Source organism: Pseudomonas sp. FP215, from assembly GCF_030687795.1.
GTDB classification, from domain to species: domain Bacteria; phylum Pseudomonadota; class Gammaproteobacteria; order Pseudomonadales; family Pseudomonadaceae; genus Aquipseudomonas; species Aquipseudomonas salmasensis.
Genome location: NZ_CP117447.1, coordinates 5123779 through 5143306 on the forward strand (window position 1 = coordinate 5123779; position 19528 = coordinate 5143306).

Below are 19528 nucleotides of genomic sequence, written 5' to 3' on the forward strand. Positions count from 1 at the left end.
TTGGCCTTAAATTCATCGTTCTGAAGCAGGCCGCTGCGCGCCCTGCGAGAAAAAGCGCCGGTGATTGGTCACCGGCATGCGCGCCCGTATCGACGCCTGTTCACTGCTATCGCGTTCGGCCAGTAACACCGCTTCGCCTTGATCCTGTTGCGCCAGCACTCGGCCCCAAGGGTCGACAATCGCCGCGTGGCCAAAGGTTTCCCGTGGGCCTGGGTGCACACCGCCCTGGGCGGCTGCCAGCAGGTAGCACTGGGTTTCAATGGCCCGCGCACGAATAAGCACATCCCAGTGCGCAGCCCCAGTCACCGCCGTGAAAGCCGAAGGCGCGGTAATCAGTTCAGCCCCCGCCGCGCGCAACTCGCTGTACAGCTCCGGGAAACGCAGGTCGTAACACACCGTCAACCCCACACGGCCCACCGGCGTATCCGCCACCACCACCTGGCTACCGAAAGCATAGTCGTCAGATTCGCGATAACGACCGCGAGCGTCCGCTACGTCCACATCAAACAGATGGAGTTTGTCGTAGCGAGCGACGATTTCACCCTGATCGTTGATCAGCAGCGAGCAAGCATTGGGTTTGGCGTGGGGCTGGTCCTTGGGCGGCAACGGCAATGTGCCGGCCACTATCCATAAGGTGAGGTCGCGGGCGGCCTGTTTCAACCAGGGCAGCACAGGGCCTTGGCCCAACGCCTCGGCGCGACCAATGTCGGCCACGTCACGGCGCCCCATGGCCGCGAAATTCTCCGGCAGCACCGCGAGTTTCGCACCACCGGCCGCCGCCTGTTCCAGCAGGCGACGCGCCTGGGCGAGGTTGGCCAGCACGTCACTCTGGCTGACCATTTGAATTACCGCAAAGGACATGGGCCGACACTCCATACAGGGCATGGGGCCATGCTACTCCACAGGCTCTCAGTTTGGCTTTTCAAATGGCTTGTCGAAGGTGATTTTCGGATCCTTCCAGGGGCCCTGCACCTTGTATTGCACACTGGCAAAGCGCGAAACCCGGTCACCGATCAGCTTGTCGATCAAAAACAATGCACCACCAATGGCCGGCGCACCGACAATCAGCGCTGCAATCGGCAGGTTGTTGGTCACAGGCAAGGTGACCAGCAACTTGGCGTCGACGCGATCGGCAACCAGATCCAGGGTGCCGTTAAGCTCAAGATTGGTGGAAGGCCCGGTCATGGTGATGGGCTCGCGGGTCACGAACACGCCATTACTGGCGGCCAACAAGCCTTTGACCCGGTCGTAGCTCAAGCCCTTGCCGAACAAGTCGGAAAAGTCCAAACGCAAACGCCGGCCAATGGAATTGAAGTTAAGCAGGCCAAACACTCGCAATGCCTGGGCCCCGCCCTCCACTTCGACGAACTGACCTTTACGGAACGCGGCATCCAGGCTGCCGGAAAACCGCTTGGGCCCGACCCAGGCCGGCGAACCCGGCCAGCGGCCATCCACGTCCAGGTGGAAGTCTTCGCTGGTCACCGTAGGCGCAAAACCCCACCCTTTGAGCACATCGGCAATGTTGCGGCCATCGAGGCGGCCCTTGTACCAACTGCTGCTGGCGCCTGGCGCACCTTCCCAACCCCCGGCGCCCTTGAGCAGCATGCCCTTGAGGCCAAGGTCGAGGTTATTGAAGGCCAGGCCCTTGGCGGTCGGGCGGATCCTCAGCGACCAGGCCCCGATCAGGTCCGAACCCTGGAACAATTGGTCGACGGCAATATCCAGGGCCGGAATGCTTTTTGGGTCGATATCGGCCAGCGGGTCCGGCGCGTTTTCGTCCGCCTGCGCGGTCGGGTCTGGCGCAGGCAATTTCACATACTTGAGGTTGACCGCAATCGGCGCGCCCTTGGCGTCCGGCAGGTTCACCGTGCCCTTGGCTTGCTGGCTATCGAGTTGCAGGCCCCAGGCTGCCGGCTTGCGATCAAGCTGCAAGCTGACCTGGTCAAACTGGGTACCAAACCCGGTCAGCTTGCCCACCTTGAAGTCCGCACCGCTGAGCAGTTGCTTGGCATTGCCACCGGGATCATTGCCCGCGTAGCGATCCACAAGTTTCTTCCAGGGGTCGATATCCAGCTCCGACAGCACGCCACGAATGCGCAGGCCCTTGGCACCGGGCAGCACCGCATCACCATCGCCAAGGAACAGTTCGCCGCGGCCATCATTGAAGTTGTCCGGCGGCGCGGCAAAAGTGAAATTCGCCAACTCGCCGTAATCAAACCAATAACGGCGCTCAGCACCCTGCAAAGTCATGCGAAAGGTGCTGTCACGGCCCTGGCTGGCCGGCATGCCAAACGGCGCCGGCAGGTCCACCGCGACACCCTTGAGGTTGGAATTGACCATCAACTGGCTGTCTGCGCCGTCGAGGATCACTTGCAATTGGTACGGAATATCGCCGGAGACCGGCAACGGCTGGCTGACTTTCAACCAGTCCGTGAGGCGCTTGACGGTGACCTGGCCATTGGCGGTCACGCGAGTGCTGATATTGCCCGGCTTGCCTTCGGCAAAAATCTGCGCCGTGATGGGACGGTCGAACGCCTGGGCCGAGATCTTCTGCCCGCTCAGGCCCTTGGCGCTGTCGAAGCGAAAATCACCTTTGAGCTGGGTCAGTTCCAGCGGCGGTTCCGCCAATTGCAGGCGCGCCTTGTCGGTCTTGAAGTCCACCACGATCCTGGGCTCAGTGCCTTTGGCCAGCGGTACGTCCAAGTCCAGGCTACCTTGCAGGTCGCCCTCGCCTTTCCAGCCAGCGAACGTAGATGCCGTGCCGATCGGGGCTTCCTGAAGGATCTTCAGGCCGTCGCCCAAACCACCGGAGAACCCACCCGTGAGCAGCAGATGACTGTCCCCGCCCGCTGGGGCGTGGGGGATATTGACGTAGACATCCTTGACCTGGGTGTCGAGCAATTGGCCCTTGCTCGCCAGAATGCGTACACCGCTCTCCTCGACGAACACTTCCCCATTGACCTTGTTCACATGAGGCCAGCCCGGCTGGAAGGCCAGTTCGGCATCATGCACCTTGAAGAACAGGCTGATATTGCGCGACGCCGGCAGCGCATTGTGGCTGAGCGAACCCTGGTACTGGAAAAAGCCTTCGTCCACCGCGCCCTTGAGGATCGCCGTGCGCAGCCATTCATCCAGCGCCGGGCTCAACACGGCCGGTAGATACTTGGGGGTGAAACGGCCATCACCATCGACCATGCCGACCCGCAGGTCCATGTAGTCTTCCTGGCTGTGGTCGAAATGCAGGCGAATCAGGAAGTCCGCCGCCACCTTGCCTTCCTCGCCCAGTACCTTGATATACGGGGCGATCAAGGTGAAGCCTTGCTTGTCCAGCTTCCAGGTCAGGCGCGCATTGGCCTGGATGTATTGCCACGGCTTGGCGAAGATCGGATACAGATGCAAGGAGAAGTCCTTGCTGTCCATGCGCAACTCGCCCTGGCCCAGGTCGCCACTGATGCTGCCGGACACATTGCGTGCAGCCGGCGCGCCGAAGTAGGCATCGAAGCCGACACGCTCCAGGTTGGCGGCAAAACTGAGTTTGCGGTCGGTGGTGTCTTGGGGTCGGAAGTCCACCAGCACGTTGCGTAACAGGCCAGTAGCTTTGAGGTGTTCGACGGCCTTGGCAAAGCCGTCCGGCAGCGGTGCCAAGGCGTTGAGCAGCGGTGTGATGGGCGTGAGGTCGAGACGGTCGGCCTGCAACTTCCACACTTCCTGTTCCTTGTCGGTCGCCAGGCTTTGCTGCAATTGCAGGCGCGATTCCCAACGGGTTTCGCCGATGTTCATCGCCAGGGAATCAAACAGTACCTTGAGACCAGTGTCACTGCGCTGCAGGTAGGCGGTCAGGGCCAGGTTTTCGAGGTGTACCGGCTTACGGTCGGCGTAGCTGCCCTTCACTTGGGGCGAATTGAGGCGTACCGCCGCGCTTTGCACCGTGCCTTTGGCCCAACTGAGCCAAAACTCGCCGCCGGCCTTCAATTGCGTCAGCTTCCATTGCTGGGTCAGCCTGGCGGGAATCCATTTGGCCCAGTCGCTTTGCGGCAGGCTCAGGTAGGCATCGACCTCAGCGTCTTGCCACTGGCTGGCGCGAATGCGGCTACGCAGGCTGACCGCCAACGGTTGGCCATCGGGCAATGTCAGGCGAGCGTCCAGACGCTGCTGGCTCATGCCGGTATGCAGGCTCAGGCCCACATAGGTCACGGTCACCGGCGCCTGGTCGAAGGGTTGCAAGGTCACCTGGCTGTCCAGCACCGACACGCGCTTGACCATCTGCATGCGCGTCAGCAGCTGTTGCGGGTCCAACGGCTGGTCGTCCTGCACCGGCAAGCCTTGCAGCGTCCAGCGGCCGTCCTGGTCTTCCTTGACGCTCAGTTGCAGGCCACTGACTTGCAGATGAGCGATGCGCACTTCGCGGGCCAACAGGCTGGCCCACATATCCGGCACCACTTCCACCTGGTCCAGGCGCAAGGCACTGCTACCCTCGCCGACCATGACGTCGTGGGCCAGCAATACCGGGGCAAACCCGCTCCAGCGGCCCTCAAGGCTACCGATATGCAGCGGCGTCTCCAGCGCAGCCTGGGCCTTGGCTTCGACTTCGGCGCGGTATTCGGCCACCAGCGGGGTGAGTTCGCGCCCCAGGCTCACGTACAACGCTGCCAATACCAGCAGCAACGCGCACAGGCCCAGGCCCCAACGGGTCAAAGCGGCAAAAAAGCGTATCAGACGCTCCATGTCAGGCGACCCTCAAAAAACAGTTAGCGGACGGCAGATCAAGGTCTGCCGGTCTCGAAGAAAGTGCACAGCTGGGGATCAGAGCAACACCACGTCGTATTGTTCCTGTGAATACATGGTTTCGACCTGGAAGCGAATGGTGCGACCGATAAAACTCTCCAGTTCGGCGACGTTACCGGACTCTTCGTCCAGCAGGCGATCCACCACCTTCTGATTGGCAAGTACTCTATAACCTTCGGCCTGGTAGGCGCGCGCCTCGCGCAGGATCTCGCGGAAAATCTCGTAGCAAACCGTTTCCGGAGTCTTCAGTTTGCCGCGGCCCTGGCAGCTGCTGCACGGCTCGCACAGCACCTGCTCGAGGCTTTCGCGCGTGCGCTTGCGGGTCATCTGCACCAGGCCCAACTCGGTGATGCCGATGATGTTGGTCTTGGCGTGATCGCGCTCCAGTTGCTTCTCAAGCGTGCGCAGCACCTGGCGCTGGTGCTCTTCATCTTCCATGTCGATGAAGTCGATGATGATGATGCCGCCCAGGTTGCGCAGGCGCAGTTGACGGGCGATAGCCGTGGCCGCTTCGAGATTGGTCTTGAAGATGGTCTCTTCAAGGTTGCGATGGCCCACGAATGCACCGGTGTTGACGTCGATGGTGGTCATGGCTTCTGCCGGGTCCACCACCAGATAGCCGCCGGACTTGAGTGGCACCTTGCGTTCCAAGGCTTTCTGGATTTCGTCTTCGACGCCATACAGGTCGAAGATCGGCCGTTCGCCGGGGTAGTGTTCCAGGCGATCGGCGATTTCTGGCATCAACTCGGCAACAAATTGCGTAGTGCGCTGGAAGGTTTCCCGCGAGTCGATGCGAATTTTCTCGATCTTCGGGCTGACCAGGTCGCGCAGCGTGCGCAGCGCCAGGCCCAGGTCTTCATAGATGACGCTGGGCGCGCCGATGGTCTTGATCTGTGCGTCGATCTGGTCCCACAAACGCCGCAGGTAGCGAATATCCATGAGAATTTCATCCGCGCCAGCGCCTTCTGCGGCGGTGCGCAGGATAAACCCGCCCGCTTCCTTGATGCCCTCGGCGGCGACGCAGTCGCTGACCACCTTCTTCAGGCGCTCACGCTCGGCTTCGTCTTCGATCTTCAGGGAAATGCCCACATGGGCGGTGCGCGGCATGTACACCAGATAGCGCGAGGGAATCGACAGCTGGGTGGTCAAGCGGGCGCCTTTGGAACCGATAGGGTCCTTGGTGACTTGCACCACCAGGCTCTGGCCCTCGTGCACCAGGGCGCTGATGCTTTCCACCGCAGGGCCTTCGCGCAGGGAAATTTCCGAGGCATGGATAAACGCTGCACGGTCCAGGCCGATGTCGACGAAGGCCGCCTGCATGCCCGGCAATACGCGCACCACCTTGCCTTTGTAGATATTGCCGACGATTCCGCGTTTCTGGGTGCGCTCGACATGCACTTCTTGCAGAACACCGTTCTCTACCACCGCCACGCGCGATTCCATCGGCGTGATATTGATCAGAATCTCTTCACTCATGGCTGGGTCTCGTTCAGGCGTTTTCACAATAGTGACCGGTCGCTTAAGGCTTGGCGCTGGAATACGGCGTTCAGCACACGGTAAGGTTTTGCCAACAGGGTATGCCGAATTGGGCGAGCAGTTGCGCGGTTTCGCAGACTGGCAGGCCCACCACGGCGGAATAACTGCCATTAAGCCCGGCCACAAACACCGAACCCAGCCCTTGGATAGCATAGCCGCCAGCCTTGTCCTGCGGTTCGCCACTGTGCCAGTAGGTGGTAGCCTCCTGCACAGAAACCTCGCGGAAACGTACACGGCTGCTGACACATCGGGTTTCACATTGCTGGCCGTCGGTCAGGGCAATGGCGGTGAGCACTTCATGCTCGCGGCCGGAAAGTGCCATCAGCATGGCCAGCGCATCGGCCTGATCCACCGGCTTGCCCAGGATCCGCCCATCCACGATCACCGCCGTGTCAGCCCCTAGTACGCAGGTGTTTGAGGTGTGGCCAAGCGCAACAAAACCCGCCTTCGCCTTGCCCCGCGCAAGGCGCTCGACATAGGCAACGGCAGGTTCGTTGTTAAGAGGCGTTTCATCAATAGCGGCGCTGACCAGGGTGAAGGGCACACCGATCTGGGCCAGCAGTTCACGTCGCCGCGGGGAGCCCGAGGCCAGATAAAGCGAATTCATTGCAGCCTCTCCCTGTGGGGTTCGATAACCAGGCAGAGCCTCGCAATCCATTCAATTGATTTTATAGCGACGGCGCAGCCCACGCAGGCCAAAGCTGATCCAGGGCCACAACAAGGCGCTGACCAGCGCCGGCAGAACCAAGGCCAGGGTGGGCTGGCGGTTGCCGGTCAACGCGCTGAGCCACAGTTGCACCAACTGCGCCAGGCCGAAGATCACCAGGATCACCAGGCACTGCTGCCACATCGGGAACATGCGCAAGCGCTGCTGCAGCGACAGCACCAGGAAGGTTATCAGGGTGAGGATCAACGCGTTCTGGCCCAGCAAGGTGCCATACAGCACATCTTCGGCCAACCCCAGGCACATCGCTGTGACCATGCCCACCTTGTGCGGCAGGTTCAATGACCAGAACGCCAGCAACAAGGCCAGCCAGAGCGGGCGCAGGATTTCCATGAACTGCGGCAGCGGCGAAACACTGAGCAGCAAGCCGATGGCGAAGGTCAGCCAGACGATCCAGCCATTGCGTGAATGAGTACCGGCCATTATTGCTCCCTCTGCCGTGTGGTGGTCGGAGCGGCGGCAGGGGTCGCGGTCGGCGGTTTAGCTACAGCCGGCTTAGCCGGGCGCGCCGTGTGCGCTGCCGGTTGAGCGGGCGTTGCCACCGGTGCTGGTGCAGGTGTCGCCGCGGGTGCAGGGGGACCAACAAAAGCCGGTTTTGGCACCGTGGCCGGCACGATGGGCGCGGTGCCATTCTGCTGGTCTTCCGCTTCCTGGGCCTGGGCGGCGTCGTTGGCGCGCTCTTCCGGGGTACGGTTGTCGCTGAACACCAACAGCAGGTAACGGCTGCGGTTCAGCGCGGCAGTCGGTACCGCCCGAACGATAGCGAACGGCTGGCCGGAATCGTGGATCACCTCTTTGACCGTCGCCACCGGATAACCCGCCGGGAAGCGCTGGCCCAGGCCAGAGCTGACCAACAGGTCGCCTTCCTTGATGTCGGCGGTGTCGGCCACATGGCGCAGCTCCAGGCGTTCCGGGTTGCCGGTGCCGCTGGCAATGGCGCGCAGGCCGTTACGGTTGACCTGTACCGGAATGCTATGGGTTGTATCCGTCAGCAACAGCACCCGCGAGGTGTAGGGCATCAACTCCACCACCTGGCCCATCAGGCCACGGGCGTCGAGCACCGGCTGGCCAAGCACCACACCGTCGCGCTCACCCTTGTTGATGATGATGCGGTGGGTAAAGGGGTTGGGGTCCATGCCGATCAGCTCGGCCACTTCGACCTTTTCGTTGACGAGCGCGGAAGAATTGAGCAACTCGCGCAGCCGAACGTTCTGCTCGGTGAGGGCCGCCAGCTTTTGCATGCGCCCCTGCAACAGCAGGTTTTCAGTCTTGAGTTTTTCGTTCTCGGCGACCAGTTCGGTGCGGCTGCCAAATTGGCTGGACACGCCCTGGAATAGACGTTGCGGCAGGTCGGTGATCCAGTAGGTCTGCATCAACACCAGCGACATCTGGCTACGCACCGGCTTGAGCAGTGCAAAGCGGGCATCGACCACCATCAGCGCGACCGAAAGCACGGTCAGCACCAATAAGCGCACACCCAATGAGGGGCCTTTGGCGAAAAGCGGTTTAATAAGCCGCTCCTCCCAGGCAAATGTTCTCTTTATTCATACGGCATCAAACCGGCCTGGATGCAGATTGAAGAAGATAAACGCCAACAGGCAGCACTGCAAAGTGCTGCCTGCCGACCAAGCATGAACCATCCAGGCAATCTTATTCGCTGGAGAGCAGGTCCATGGTGTGTTTATCCATCATTTCCAGCGCACGACCACCGCCACGGGCAACACAGGTCAGCGGGTCTTCAGCGACGATCACCGGCAGGCCGGTTTCCTGGGCAAGCAACTTGTCGAGGTCGCGCAGCAAGGCGCCACCACCGGTCAGTACCAGGCCACGCTCGGCGATATCGGAAGCCAGCTCCGGCGGCGATTGCTCCAGTGCACTTTTCACGGCCTGAACGATGGTGGCCAGGGACTCTTGCAGAGCCTCCAGCACTTCATTGGAGTTCAGGGTGAAGGCACGTGGAACGCCTTCGGCCAGGTTGCGACCGCGCACATCGACTTCGCGAACTTCGCCGCCTGGGTAAGCGGTGCCGATTTCCTGCTTGATGCGCTCGGCGGTGGATTCGCCGATCAGGCTGCCGTAGTTACGACGCACATACGTAATGATCGCTTCGTCGAAGCGGTCGCCACCCACGCGTACGGATTCGGCATACACCACACCGTTCAGGGAAATCAGGGCGATTTCGGTCGTACCACCACCGATATCCACCACCATCGAACCGCGTGCTTCTTCAACCGGCAGGCCGGCACCGATCGCAGCGGCCATCGGTTCTTCGATCAGGAAGACTTCACGGGCACCGGCGCCAAGGGCCGATTCACGGATGGCGCGACGCTCAACCTGGGTGGACTTGCACGGAACGCAGATCAGCACGCGAGGGCTGGGCTGCAGGAAACTGTTTTCGTGAACTTTGTTGATGAAGTACTGCAGCATCTTTTCGCAGACGCTGAAATCGGCGATCACGCCATCCTTCATCGGACGAATGGCAGCAATATTGCCTGGTGTACGGCCGAGCATGCGCTTGGCCTCGGTGCCAACGGCAACGACACTTTTCTGATTACCATGGGTCCGAATGGCCACAACCGATGGCTCATTCAGAACGATACCGCGCTCGCGCACGTAAATAAGGGTGTTGGCAGTGCCCAGGTCAATGGAGAGATCGCTGGAAAACATGCCACGCAGTTTCTTGAACATGGGGAAAGGACCCTAGGCAACGCGTGGGTAAAAAAGTGCGGCAAACTCTAACAACGACAGGGATTTTGGGCAAGGCGCCAATGTGCTAAATTGGCCGACTTTCTGTGCACCAACCCCCACAATCGCGGCCTTATGACCGTAGAAATGCGGTAGTGTTCCGACAATCTAACACACGGACGCCCTCCGTTCTGTTTTCCACTGGAGAATCCCATGGCGCTTGAACGCTCCGACGTGGAAAAAATCGCACATTTGGCCTCGCTTGGCCTTAATGATGCCGATCTTCCACAGACCACCGCAGCCCTGAACAGCATTCTCGGGCTGGTCGACCAAATGCAAGCCGTGAATACCGACGGCATCGAGCCCCTGGCTCACCCACTGGAAGCCAGCCAGCGCCTGCGCGCAGACGTCGTGACCGAACGCAATAATCGCGAGGCCTACCAGTCCATCGCGCCAGCGGTCGAAAACGGCCTGTACCTGGTTCCGAAAGTCATCGACTAAAGGGAAAGAGCCTTTCATGCATCACATGACTCTGGCCGAGATCGCCCGCGGTCTCGCCGACAAATCGTTTTCCAGCGAAGAGCTGACCCAGACCTTGCTGGCGCGTATCGCCGCGCTCGATCCGAAGGTCAACAGCTTCATCAGCCTCACCGAGGAGCTGGCCCTGAGCCAGGCCAAGGCTGCCGACGTCCGTCGCGCCAACGGTGAGAACGGCGCGCTGCTCGGCGCACCGATCGCCCACAAGGACCTGTTCTGCACCCAGGGCATTCGCACCAGCTGCGGCTCGAAGATGCTCGACAACTTCAAGGCGCCCTACGACGCCACTGTGGTCGCCAAGCTGGCCGCTGCCGGGGCCGTGACCCTGGGCAAGACCAACATGGACGAATTCGCCATGGGGTCGGCCAACGAATCGAGCTATTACGGCGCGGTGAAAAACCCGTGGAACCTGGAACACGTGCCGGGTGGTTCCTCCGGTGGCTCGGCTGCGGCCGTGGCCGCGCGCTTCCTGCCCGCCGCTACCGCCACCGACACCGGCGGTTCGATCCGCCAGCCAGCCGCCTTCACCAACCTCACCGGCCTGAAGCCGACCTACGGTCGCGTGTCCCGCTGGGGCATGATCGCCTATGCGTCCAGCCTGGATCAGGGCGGTCCGTTGGCACGTACCGCTGAAGACTGCGCAATATTGTTACAAGGCATGGCAGGTTTTGATAAACAGGACTCCACCAGCATCGACGAGCCCGTGCCGGACTACAGCGCCAGCCTGAATACCTCGATCAAGGGCCTGCGCATCGGCGTGCCGAAGGAATATTTCAGCGCCGGCCTCGACCCGCGTATCGCCGAGCTGGTGCAAAACAGCATCAAAGAGCTGGAAAAGCTCGGCGCCGTGATCAAGGAAATCAGCCTGCCGAACAACCAGCACGCGATTCCCGCCTACTACGTGATCGCGCCAGCAGAGGCGTCTTCCAACCTGTCGCGTTTCGACGGCGTGCGCTTCGGCTATCGCTGCGAAAACCCGAAAGACCTCACCGACCTGTACAAACGCTCCCGTGGCGAAGGCTTCGGCAGTGAAGTGCAGCGCCGTATCATGGTCGGCGCCTACGCCCTGTCGGCCGGCTACTACGACGCGTACTACCTCAAGGCGCAGAAAATCCGTCGCCTGATCAAGAACGACTTCATGGCCGCCTTTGAAGAAGTCGATGTGATCCTCGGCCCGACCGCGCCGAACCTGGCCTGGAAGATCGGCGCCAAGACCGGCGACCCGATCGCCGAGTACCTGGAAGACCTCTACACCATCACCGCCAACCTCGCGGGCTTGCCGGGGTTGTCCATGCCCGCAGGTTTCGTCGATGGCCTGCCGGTGGGCGTGCAATTGCTCGCCCCGTATTTCCAGGAAGGCCGCCTGCTCAATGTGGCGCACCAGTACCAGTTGAACACCGACTGGCACACCCGCACCCCTACCGGCTTCTGAGGAGAACACTATGCAATGGGAAGTTGTGATCGGGCTGGAGATTCATACCCAGCTCGCCACCCAATCGAAGATTTTCTCCGGTAGCGCCACCACGTTCGGCTCTGAGCCCAATACCCAGGCCAGCCTGGTAGACCTGGGCATGCCCGGCGTGCTGCCGGTGCTGAACCAGGAAGCGGTGCGCATGGCGGTGATGTTCGGCCTGGCGATTGACGCCGAGATCGGCCAGCACAACGTGTTTGCGCGCAAGAACTACTTCTACCCGGACCTGCCCAAGGGCTACCAGATCAGCCAGATGGAACTGCCGATTGTCGGCAAGGGCCACCTGGACATTCCCCTGGAAGACGGCACCATCAAGCGCGTCGGCGTGACCCGCGCGCACTTGGAAGAAGACGCCGGCAAAAGCCTGCACGAAGAATTCCCGGGCGCCACCGGTATCGACCTGAACCGTGCCGGCACGCCGCTGCTGGAAATCGTGTCCGAGCCGGACATGCGCAGTGCCAAGGAAGCCGTGGCCTACGTCAAGACCATCCACGCGCTGGTGCGCTACCTGGGCATCTGCGACGGCAACATGGCCGAAGGCTCGCTGCGTTGCGACTGCAACGTGTCGATCCGCCCCAAGGGCCAGGTCGAGTTCGGCACCCGCTGCGAGATCAAGAACGTCAACTCGTTCCGCTTCATCGAGAAGGCGATCAACAGCGAAGTGCGTCGCCAGATCGAGCTGATCGAAGACGGCGGCAAGGTGATCCAGCAAACGCGCCTGTACGACCCGAACAAAGACGAAACCCGCGCCATGCGCAGTAAAGAGGAAGCCAACGACTACCGTTACTTCCCCGACCCGGACCTGTTGCCGGTGGTGCTGGAGGATTCATTCCTCAATGATATCCGCGCCACCCTGCCCGAACTGCCGCAGCAAAAACGCGAGCGCTTCCAGGAGCAGTTCGGCCTTTCCGTCTACGATGCCAGCGTACTGGCCTCCAGCCGTGAACAAGCCAACTACTTCGAAAAAGTCGTGAGCATTGCCGGCGACGCCAAGCTGGCGGCTAACTGGGTGATGGTCGAGCTGGGCAGCCTGTTGAACAAACAGGGCCTGGAAATCGACGAAGCGCCGGTTACCGCCGAGCAACTGGGTGGCATGCTGCTGCGCATCAAGGACAACACCATCTCCGGCAAAATTGCCAAGACCGTGTTCGAAGCGATGGCCGCCGGTGAAGGCAATGCCGACGAGATCATCGAAAAGCGTGGCCTCAAGCAAGTCACCGACAGCGGCGCCATCTCGGCCGTACTCGATGAAATGCTCGCGGCCAATGCCGAGCAGGTCGAGCAATACCGCGCGGCAGACGAAGCCAAGCGCGGCAAGATGTTCGGCTTCTTTGTCGGCCAGGCGATGAAAGCCTCCAAGGGCAAAGCCAACCCGCAACAGGTGAACGAACTGCTCAAAAGCAAGCTCGAAGGCTGATTGCAGTGAAATGGTCGGAGTGGAGTTTCACCTACACCCCGACCTTTTGTGGGAGCTGGCTTGCCTGCGATTCAGGCACCTCGGTGTTTCAGTTACACCGAGCCGATGCTATCGCAGGCAAGCCAGCTCCCACATTTACATCTGGGACTTCCTGACAATGAAGCGTCTACTCGGCCTCCTGGCCCTGTCCTCCCTGCTGGCCGGTTGCGCCAGCGGCCTCATCGACCCCAACGGCTACGACGAAACCGGCACCGCTTCCTATTACGGCGCCAAGCACCATGGCAAGAGAACTGCCAGCGGTGAACCTTTCAACCAGAACGCCTTGACCGCCGCCCATCGGCGCCTGCCCTTCGGCACCCAGGTCAAGGTGACCAACCTCGACAACAATCGGTCTGTCGTGGTGCGTATCAATGATCGCGGGCCGCATACCCGTGGGCGCCTGATCGACCTTTCACGCAAGGCTGCCGAGCAACTGCGCATGCTGAGCAGCGGCACCGCGCGGGTTCGCGTGCAAGCCCTGAACAACTGATCGAGGCAGCCTTGAGCATTTTCGGATTGAACGCCCTCTCGCCCTGGAGCCTGCTCGAACTGGTGGGCGGCCTGATATTGCTGATCGTCGGCGCTGAAATCCTGGTGCGCGCTGCGGTGCGCCTGGCGGCCAGCCTCAAGGTGCGGCCACTGATCATCGGCTTGAGTATCGTCGCTTTCGGCAGCAGTGCGCCGCAGATGACCGTGAGCCTGCAGGCCACGCTGGCTGGCAACACGGACATTGCCGTGGGCAGCGTCATTGGCAGCAGCATCTTCAATATCCTCGTGACCCTGGGCTTGTCCGCACTGATCATTCCACTGCGAGTCTCGCGGCAGCTGGTGCGCGTGGATATCCCGGTGATGATCGTCGCCGGCCTGCTGGTGTTTATCCTGGCCGCCAATGAAATGCTGACGCCCTTCGATGGCGCCGTGCTGCTGGTGGCGCTGCTGGCCTACCTGGGCGTATTGCATTACCAGACACGCCACTCCCGCCGCCCGCGCACCCTCGACACCGTGGCCAAAGCGCCATGGCTGAGCAGTGTGCTGCTGATGCTCGGCGGCTTGCTGGTGCTGGTGCTGGCCGGGCATTTGTTGCTCGGCGCAGCGGTGGAGGTGGCGGGCGACCTGGGCCTGTCGGAGCGCGTCATCGGCCTCACGTTGATCGGCGTCGGCACCTCGCTGCCGTGCCTGGCCACGTCGCTGATCGCCGCCTTGCGTGGCGAACGGGAGATTGCCGTGGGCAACGTGATCGGCAGCAACCTGTTCAACCTGCTCGGCGTGCTGGGCTTTACCGCCCTGGTGGCGCCGACGCCGCTGTCGGTCTCGCCCAATGCCCTGGACTTCGATTTACCGGTGATGCTCGGCGCCATCATCCTGTGCCTGCCGGTGTTTTATACCGGTTACCGGGTAACGCGCATCGAAGGGCTTGTGTTGCTGGGGCTGTACCTGGCCTACGGCCTGCATGTCATGGCCTTCACCACTGGCATGCCGCTGGCCAACAAGCTTGAACAATTGATGCTGTATTACGTCCTGCCGGCGTTAGGCGCTCTGCTGTTGTTCACCTCACTGCGCGCCTGGCACCGCCAACACAAGAGGGAATCGCAATGACCGATCAGAAAAAGCCCGGGGTTGAAGTGCGTCGCCAGGTCATGGGCGATGTATTCGTCGACCGCGCCCTGGGCAATGCCACAGCGTTCACCCAACCGCTGCAGGACTTCGTCAATGAGCACGCGTGGGGCAGCGTCTGGAACCGCGAAGGTTTGCCACTCAAGACCCGCAGCCTGATCACCCTCGCCGCCCTCACCGCTCTCAAGTGCCCGCAGGAACTCAAGGGCCATGTGCGCGGTGCGCTGAATAATGGCTGTACGGTCGAGGAGATTCGCGAAGCGCTGCTGCATTGCGCGGTGTATGCCGGAGTGCCGGCGGCGATTGATGCGTTTCGGGCGGCGCAGGAAGTGATTGAGGCGTACCAAGCCGATCAGCAGTGACTGCCCGATCGCCTTCGCGAGCAAGCCCGCTCCCACATTTGTCCGAGTTTCAGCATGAGAATGCGGTCGAATGTGGGAGCGGGCTTGCTCGCGAATGGCCCTGAAGACCGCGCAAAACTTAGATCCAGCCACCCGCTTGCAACACAAAAATCCCGATATTCGTGGTCACAGCCGCCATCAGCGTGGTGATTACGATAATCGCCGCCGCCAACTCATGATTCCCTTCCGCCGCCCTGGCCATCACAAAGCTCGCGGCCGCAGTCGGTGCGCCGAAATACAAGAACAGAATCCCCAACTCCGGCCCTCGGAACCCCAGCAACCACGCGCCCAGGGTGGCGATCACCGGCAGCCAGATCATCTTCATCAGGCTCGCGCTCAAGGCCATGTTGCCGCTCTTGCGCAGCGCGGCCATGGACAAGGTGCCGCCGATGCAAATCAACGCCAACGGCAGCGTGGTGTCGGACAGGTACTGCAAGGATTTCTCAAGCCAACCGGGCACGCCGATCTGGAAGTACGCGAACGGCGTGGCGACGATCACGCTGATAATCAGCGGGTTGGCCATTACGCTTTTGAAGATGCTCCACGGGTCGGACTTGATCACCGGGCTATACACCGCCAGCACGATGGTCGACAGCGTGTTGTAAAAGAGGATCACCAGCGCGGCGAGGATCGCGCCCAGGGAGATGCCGTAGTCGCCGTACATACTGGCTGCTAGCGCCAGGCCGATGACCCCGTTGTTGCCACGAAACGCGCCCTGGGCGTAGATGCCTCGGTCTTCGCGTTTGCAACGAAAGATCGCCCAGCCCCAGGCCATGGCAAAGCTCACCAGGGTGGCGACGCAAAAGTAGATGAGTAGCCCCGGCTTGAGCGCCGAGTGCAGGTCGGCATGCAGAATGCCCAGGAACAGCAGCGCCGGCATGGCCACGTTGAACACCAGGGACGATGCGGTGTGGATAAAGTTGTCATTGATCCAGTTGATGCGCTTTAAGAACACGCCCAGGAACAGCATGGCGAACACCGGCGCGGTGATGGTGAGGGTGGTGAGGAAGATTGCCAGCATGCCGGGGAGAACCTTGGTGGGCGTCGTTAGTTGGCTAATGATAAGCCAGTACGAGCGGGTTCGTGTGGGCAACGCACTTCAAATGTAGGAGCGAGCTTGCTCGCGAGAAACTCCCAGGCGCCGCGTTCATTCAGTTAACACGCGTTATCGTTGGCGTTTTTCGCGAGCAAGCTCGCTCCTACAGGGTTAGCGCCGGGTCTCAGGTAATGGGCGCCGGGTTGAACAGCGTGATGTCGTTATGCAGCTTGTGCCGCTCCGCCCAGGTCTGCTTCTTGCCGCTGGCCACATCCAGATAGAAGTGGAACAGCTCCCAGCCCAGCTCCTCGATACTCGCGCGCCCCGTGGCAATGCGCCCGGCGTCGATATCGATCAGGTCCGGCCAACGCTGGGCCAGCTCGGTGCGGGTCGAAACCTTCACCACCGGCGCCATCGCCAGCCCGTACGGCGTGCCGCGCCCGGTGGTAAACACGTGCAGGTTCATCCCCGCCGCCAGTTGCAAGGTGCCGCAGACAAAATCGCTGGCCGGTGTGGCGCAGAAGATCAGGCCCTTTTCCTTGAAGCGCTCGCCAGGGCCAAGTACGCCATTGATCGCACTGCTGCCGGATTTGACGATGGAACCCAGCGACTTCTCGACAATATTCGACAGCCCGCCCTTCTTGTTACCCGGCGTTGTATTGGCGCTACGGTCTGCTTCCCCCTTGGCCAGGTAACGATCGTACCAGTCCATTTCCCTGACCAGCTCGCGGGCAACGTCTTCGTTTTGCGCGCGTGAAGTCAGCAGGTAAATCGCATCGCGCACTTCAGTCACCTCGGAAAACATCACCGTCGCGCCGGCGCGCAGCAACAGGTCCGAGGCGTAGCCCAGCGCCGGGTTGGCGGTGATGCCGGAGAACGCATCGCTGCCGCCGCACTGCATGCCCAGGATCAACTCGGAGGCCGGCACGGTTTCGCGGCGGCGCTGGTCGAGTTTCTTCAAGCGCACCGCGGCCAGCGCCATGATCTGCTCGATCATTTCGGTAAAGCCCTGGCTGGAGTCCTGCAGGCGATACAACCACGGCTCACTCAGGTCCACGGAGCTGTCGTTATCGTGCATCACCTGGCCAGCCTGGAGCTTTTCGCAGCCCAGGCTGATCACCAAGGCTTCGCCGCCCAGGTTGGGGTTACGCGCCAGGTTGCGCACGGTGCGGATGGGGATGTAGGCATCCGTCGCTGTAATCGCCACGCCGCAGCCGTAGCTGTGGGTCAGCGCCACCACGTCATCGACATGCGGGTAGTTGGGCAGCAACTCATCCTTGATGCGCTTGACCGCATGGTCCAGCACGCCGGTAACGCATTGCACGGTGGTGGTAATGCCGAGAATATTGCGCGTGCCCACGGTGCCGTCCGCGTTGCGATAGCCCTCGAAGGTAAACCCCTCCAGGGGTGCCTGGGTTTCAGGCACCTCGGTGGACAGCGGCAAGCTGTCCAGCGGTGGTGCGGTGGGCATGCGCAACTGGTCCTCCTGCACCCAACTGCCGCGGGGAATCGGTGCCAGGGCATAACCGATGGTCTGGCCGTAGCGAATAATCTGGCCGCCCTCGGGGATGTCTTCCAGCGTCACCTTGTGGCTCTGCGGGATGAAATCCACGGTGACCAGGCCGTCGGGAAACTCGGTACCGGCGGGTACCCCTTGATCGTTCACCACGATCACCACATTGTCGCGCTCGTGCAAACGGATCGAGCGCGGCGAGTCGGCATGTTCAATCAACTGCATCACACGAACCTCAGGAATGCGCTTGAGAAAGGTTGGTCAACTCAGGGCCCTGGGTAGGCGGCTCCTTGAGCACCACGCGCTTGATCGGGCCGACAATCACCAGGTAACTGAACACCGCCACCAGCGCGTTGGCGCCAACAAACACCAGCGCCCATTTGAACGAGCCGGTGGTGCTGATGATGTAGCCAATCACAATCGGCGTGGTGATCGACGCCAGGTTACCGAAGGTGTTGAACAAGCCGCCACTGAGCCCGGCGATTTGTTTTGGCAAGGTGTCGGACACCACCGCCCAACCCAGTGCGCCAACGCCTTTGCCGAAGAAGGCCAAGGCCATGAAGCCCACCACCATCCATTCGATATCCACGTAATTGCAGGCCACGATGCTGCTGGAAATCAGCAGGCCACCAATGATCGGCGCCTTGCGCGCGAAGGTCAGCGAATGGCCTTTGCGCAGCAGGTAGTCGGAAATCACCCCGCCCAGCACCCCGCCGATAAAGCCGCAGATCGCCGGTAACGAAGCAATGAAACCAGCCTTGAGGATGGTCATGCCACGCTCCTGCACCAGGTACACCGGAAACCAGGTCAGGAAGAAGTAGGTGATGCCATTGATGCAGTACTGGCCCAGGTAGACGCCGAGCATCATGCGGTTGGTCAGAAGCTGGCGGATGTAATCCCACTTCGGCCCGTCGGTTTTCTTACCCTTGCCCTTGTCCTGGTCCATATCGACCATCGCGCCATTGGCGGCGATGTGATTGAACTCGGCCTCGTTGATCATCGGATGCTGGCGCGGGCTGTGGATAACTTTCAGCCAGATCAGCGAGAACACAATGCCGATCACGCCCATCACGATAAACACGTGATGCCAGCCGAAGCGATAGACGATCCAGCCCATCAACGGCGCGAACAGCACGGTTGCGAAGTACTGGGCCGAGTTGAAGATGGCCGACGCAGTGCCGCGTTCAGCCGTAGGAAACCACGCCGCAACAATACGGGCATTTCCCGGAAACGACGGCGCCTCGGCCAAGCCCACCATGAAGCGCAGCATAAACAGCGCGACTACTGCAGTGGAGACGCCAAACTCACCGACATAGCCTTGCAGCACGGTGAACAGCGACCAGGTGAAGATGCTCAAGGCATAGACTTTTTTCGAGCCGAAACGATCGAGCAGCCAGCCACCGGGAATTTGCCCGGCCACGTAGGCCCAACCGAATGCAGAGAAGATATAACCGAGGGTGACCGCGTCGATGCCGAGGTCTTTTTGCAGGCTGGAGCCGGCGATAGCGATGGTGGCCCGGTCGGCGTAGTTGATCGTGGTCACCAGGAACAGCATGAGCAGGATCAAATAGCGGACATGGGTCGGCTTGGTCGCTTGCATGTAGAAGTACTCCCACTAATTATTTTTTTTGCGGGTAATGATTTTTTGTTTTCCTGTGGGAGCCGGGCTTGCCCGCGATGCAGGCACCTCGGTGTGTCAGCGAGACCGAGGTGATGCTATCGCAGGCAAGCCAGCTCCCACATAAAGCCGGTGCCACAGGGTGCTGCGTG

General features: G+C 61.2%; 16 protein-coding genes. 6 read left to right on the top strand and 10 right to left on the bottom strand.

Going from position 1 to position 19528, the window contains the following annotated elements; all coding sequences use genetic code 11:
* Positions 1 to 12: 12 nt before the first annotated feature.
* From PSH76_RS23220 to mreB, 7 genes are all read right to left on the bottom strand, one after another.
* Positions 13 to 861: a carbon-nitrogen hydrolase family protein gene (locus tag PSH76_RS23220; RefSeq protein WP_032893563.1), complete on the bottom strand. Its 849-nt coding sequence runs from the start codon at positions 859 to 861 to the stop codon at positions 13 to 15.
* A gap of 48 nt (positions 862 to 909) precedes the next feature.
* The gene (locus PSH76_RS23225) at positions 910 to 4725 is read right to left on the bottom strand and encodes a YhdP family protein (protein ID WP_305492989.1); all 3816 of its coding nucleotides are present in this window, start codon (positions 4723 to 4725) and stop codon (positions 910 to 912) included.
* Between the two features lie 78 nt (positions 4726 to 4803).
* Positions 4804 to 6261 (bottom strand): ribonuclease G, encoded by a 1458-nt coding sequence (rng, locus tag PSH76_RS23230; protein WP_003188562.1) that lies wholly within the window; start codon positions 6259 to 6261, stop codon positions 4804 to 4806.
* A gap of 70 nt (positions 6262 to 6331) precedes the next feature.
* Positions 6332 to 6928: a nucleoside triphosphate pyrophosphatase gene (locus tag PSH76_RS23235; protein ID WP_305492990.1), complete on the bottom strand. Its 597-nt coding sequence runs from the start codon at positions 6926 to 6928 to the stop codon at positions 6332 to 6334.
* Between the two features lie 51 nt (positions 6929 to 6979).
* Positions 6980 to 7468: a rod shape-determining protein MreD gene (mreD, locus tag PSH76_RS23240; protein ID WP_003188558.1), complete on the bottom strand. Its 489-nt coding sequence runs from the start codon at positions 7466 to 7468 to the stop codon at positions 6980 to 6982.
* Complete coding sequence (gene mreC, locus PSH76_RS23245) at positions 7468 to 8526, bottom strand: rod shape-determining protein MreC (RefSeq protein ID WP_032893567.1); 1059 nt, start codon at positions 8524 to 8526, stop codon at positions 7468 to 7470. Before mreC ends, mreD begins: the two co-directional genes overlap by 1 nt.
* Positions 8527 to 8695: 169 nt before the next feature.
* Positions 8696 to 9733 (bottom strand): rod shape-determining protein MreB, encoded by a 1038-nt coding sequence (gene mreB, locus PSH76_RS23250; protein WP_002555108.1) that lies wholly within the window; start codon positions 9731 to 9733, stop codon positions 8696 to 8698.
* Positions 9734 to 9943: 210 nt separating this feature from the next.
* On the opposite strand from mreB, the gene gatC reads away from it, so the two are divergent.
* From gatC to PSH76_RS23280, 6 genes are all read left to right on the top strand, one after another.
* Entirely contained in the window at positions 9944 to 10231 is a 288-nt protein-coding gene (gene gatC / locus PSH76_RS23255; protein WP_003188556.1) for an Asp-tRNA(Asn)/Glu-tRNA(Gln) amidotransferase subunit GatC, read from the top strand.
* Positions 10232 to 10247: 16 nt separating this feature from the next.
* Positions 10248 to 11699 (top strand): Asp-tRNA(Asn)/Glu-tRNA(Gln) amidotransferase subunit GatA, encoded by a 1452-nt coding sequence (gene gatA, locus PSH76_RS23260; RefSeq protein WP_032893568.1) that lies wholly within the window; start codon positions 10248 to 10250, stop codon positions 11697 to 11699.
* Positions 11700 to 11709: 10 nt separating this feature from the next.
* A complete protein-coding gene (gene gatB, locus PSH76_RS23265; RefSeq protein WP_005784800.1) occupies positions 11710 to 13155 on the top strand; it encodes an Asp-tRNA(Asn)/Glu-tRNA(Gln) amidotransferase subunit GatB in 1446 nt (481 codons plus the stop codon).
* Positions 13156 to 13312: 157 nt separating this feature from the next.
* Positions 13313 to 13684: a septal ring lytic transglycosylase RlpA family protein gene (locus tag PSH76_RS23270; protein ID WP_003188549.1), complete on the top strand. Its 372-nt coding sequence runs from the start codon at positions 13313 to 13315 to the stop codon at positions 13682 to 13684.
* A gap of 50 nt (positions 13685 to 13734) precedes the next feature.
* Positions 13735 to 14790, top strand: coding sequence for a calcium/sodium antiporter (locus PSH76_RS23275; protein ID WP_186932424.1), 1056 nt, complete (start codon positions 13735 to 13737; stop codon positions 14788 to 14790).
* Positions 14787 to 15170 (top strand): carboxymuconolactone decarboxylase family protein, encoded by a 384-nt coding sequence (locus PSH76_RS23280; RefSeq protein WP_044271602.1) that lies wholly within the window; start codon positions 14787 to 14789, stop codon positions 15168 to 15170. Before PSH76_RS23275 ends, PSH76_RS23280 begins: the two co-directional genes overlap by 4 nt.
* Positions 15171 to 15288: 118 nt before the next feature.
* On the opposite strand, the gene PSH76_RS23285 is transcribed toward PSH76_RS23280, so the two are convergent.
* The 3 genes from PSH76_RS23285 to PSH76_RS23295 all read right to left on the bottom strand — a co-directional run bounded on the left by PSH76_RS23285 (position 15289) and on the right by PSH76_RS23295 (position 19358).
* Positions 15289 to 16230, bottom strand: a complete 942-nt coding sequence (locus PSH76_RS23285) for an AEC family transporter (protein WP_032893571.1) — start codon at positions 16228 to 16230, stop codon at positions 15289 to 15291.
* A 199-nt stretch (positions 16231 to 16429) separates the two neighbouring features.
* Positions 16430 to 17983: a galactarate dehydratase gene (garD, locus tag PSH76_RS23290; RefSeq protein ID WP_305492991.1), complete on the bottom strand. Its 1554-nt coding sequence runs from the start codon at positions 17981 to 17983 to the stop codon at positions 16430 to 16432.
* 10 nt (positions 17984 to 17993) lie between these two features.
* Complete coding sequence (locus tag PSH76_RS23295) at positions 17994 to 19358, bottom strand: MFS transporter (RefSeq protein WP_305492992.1); 1365 nt, start codon at positions 19356 to 19358, stop codon at positions 17994 to 17996.
* Between the last annotated feature and the right edge of the window lie 170 nt (positions 19359 to 19528).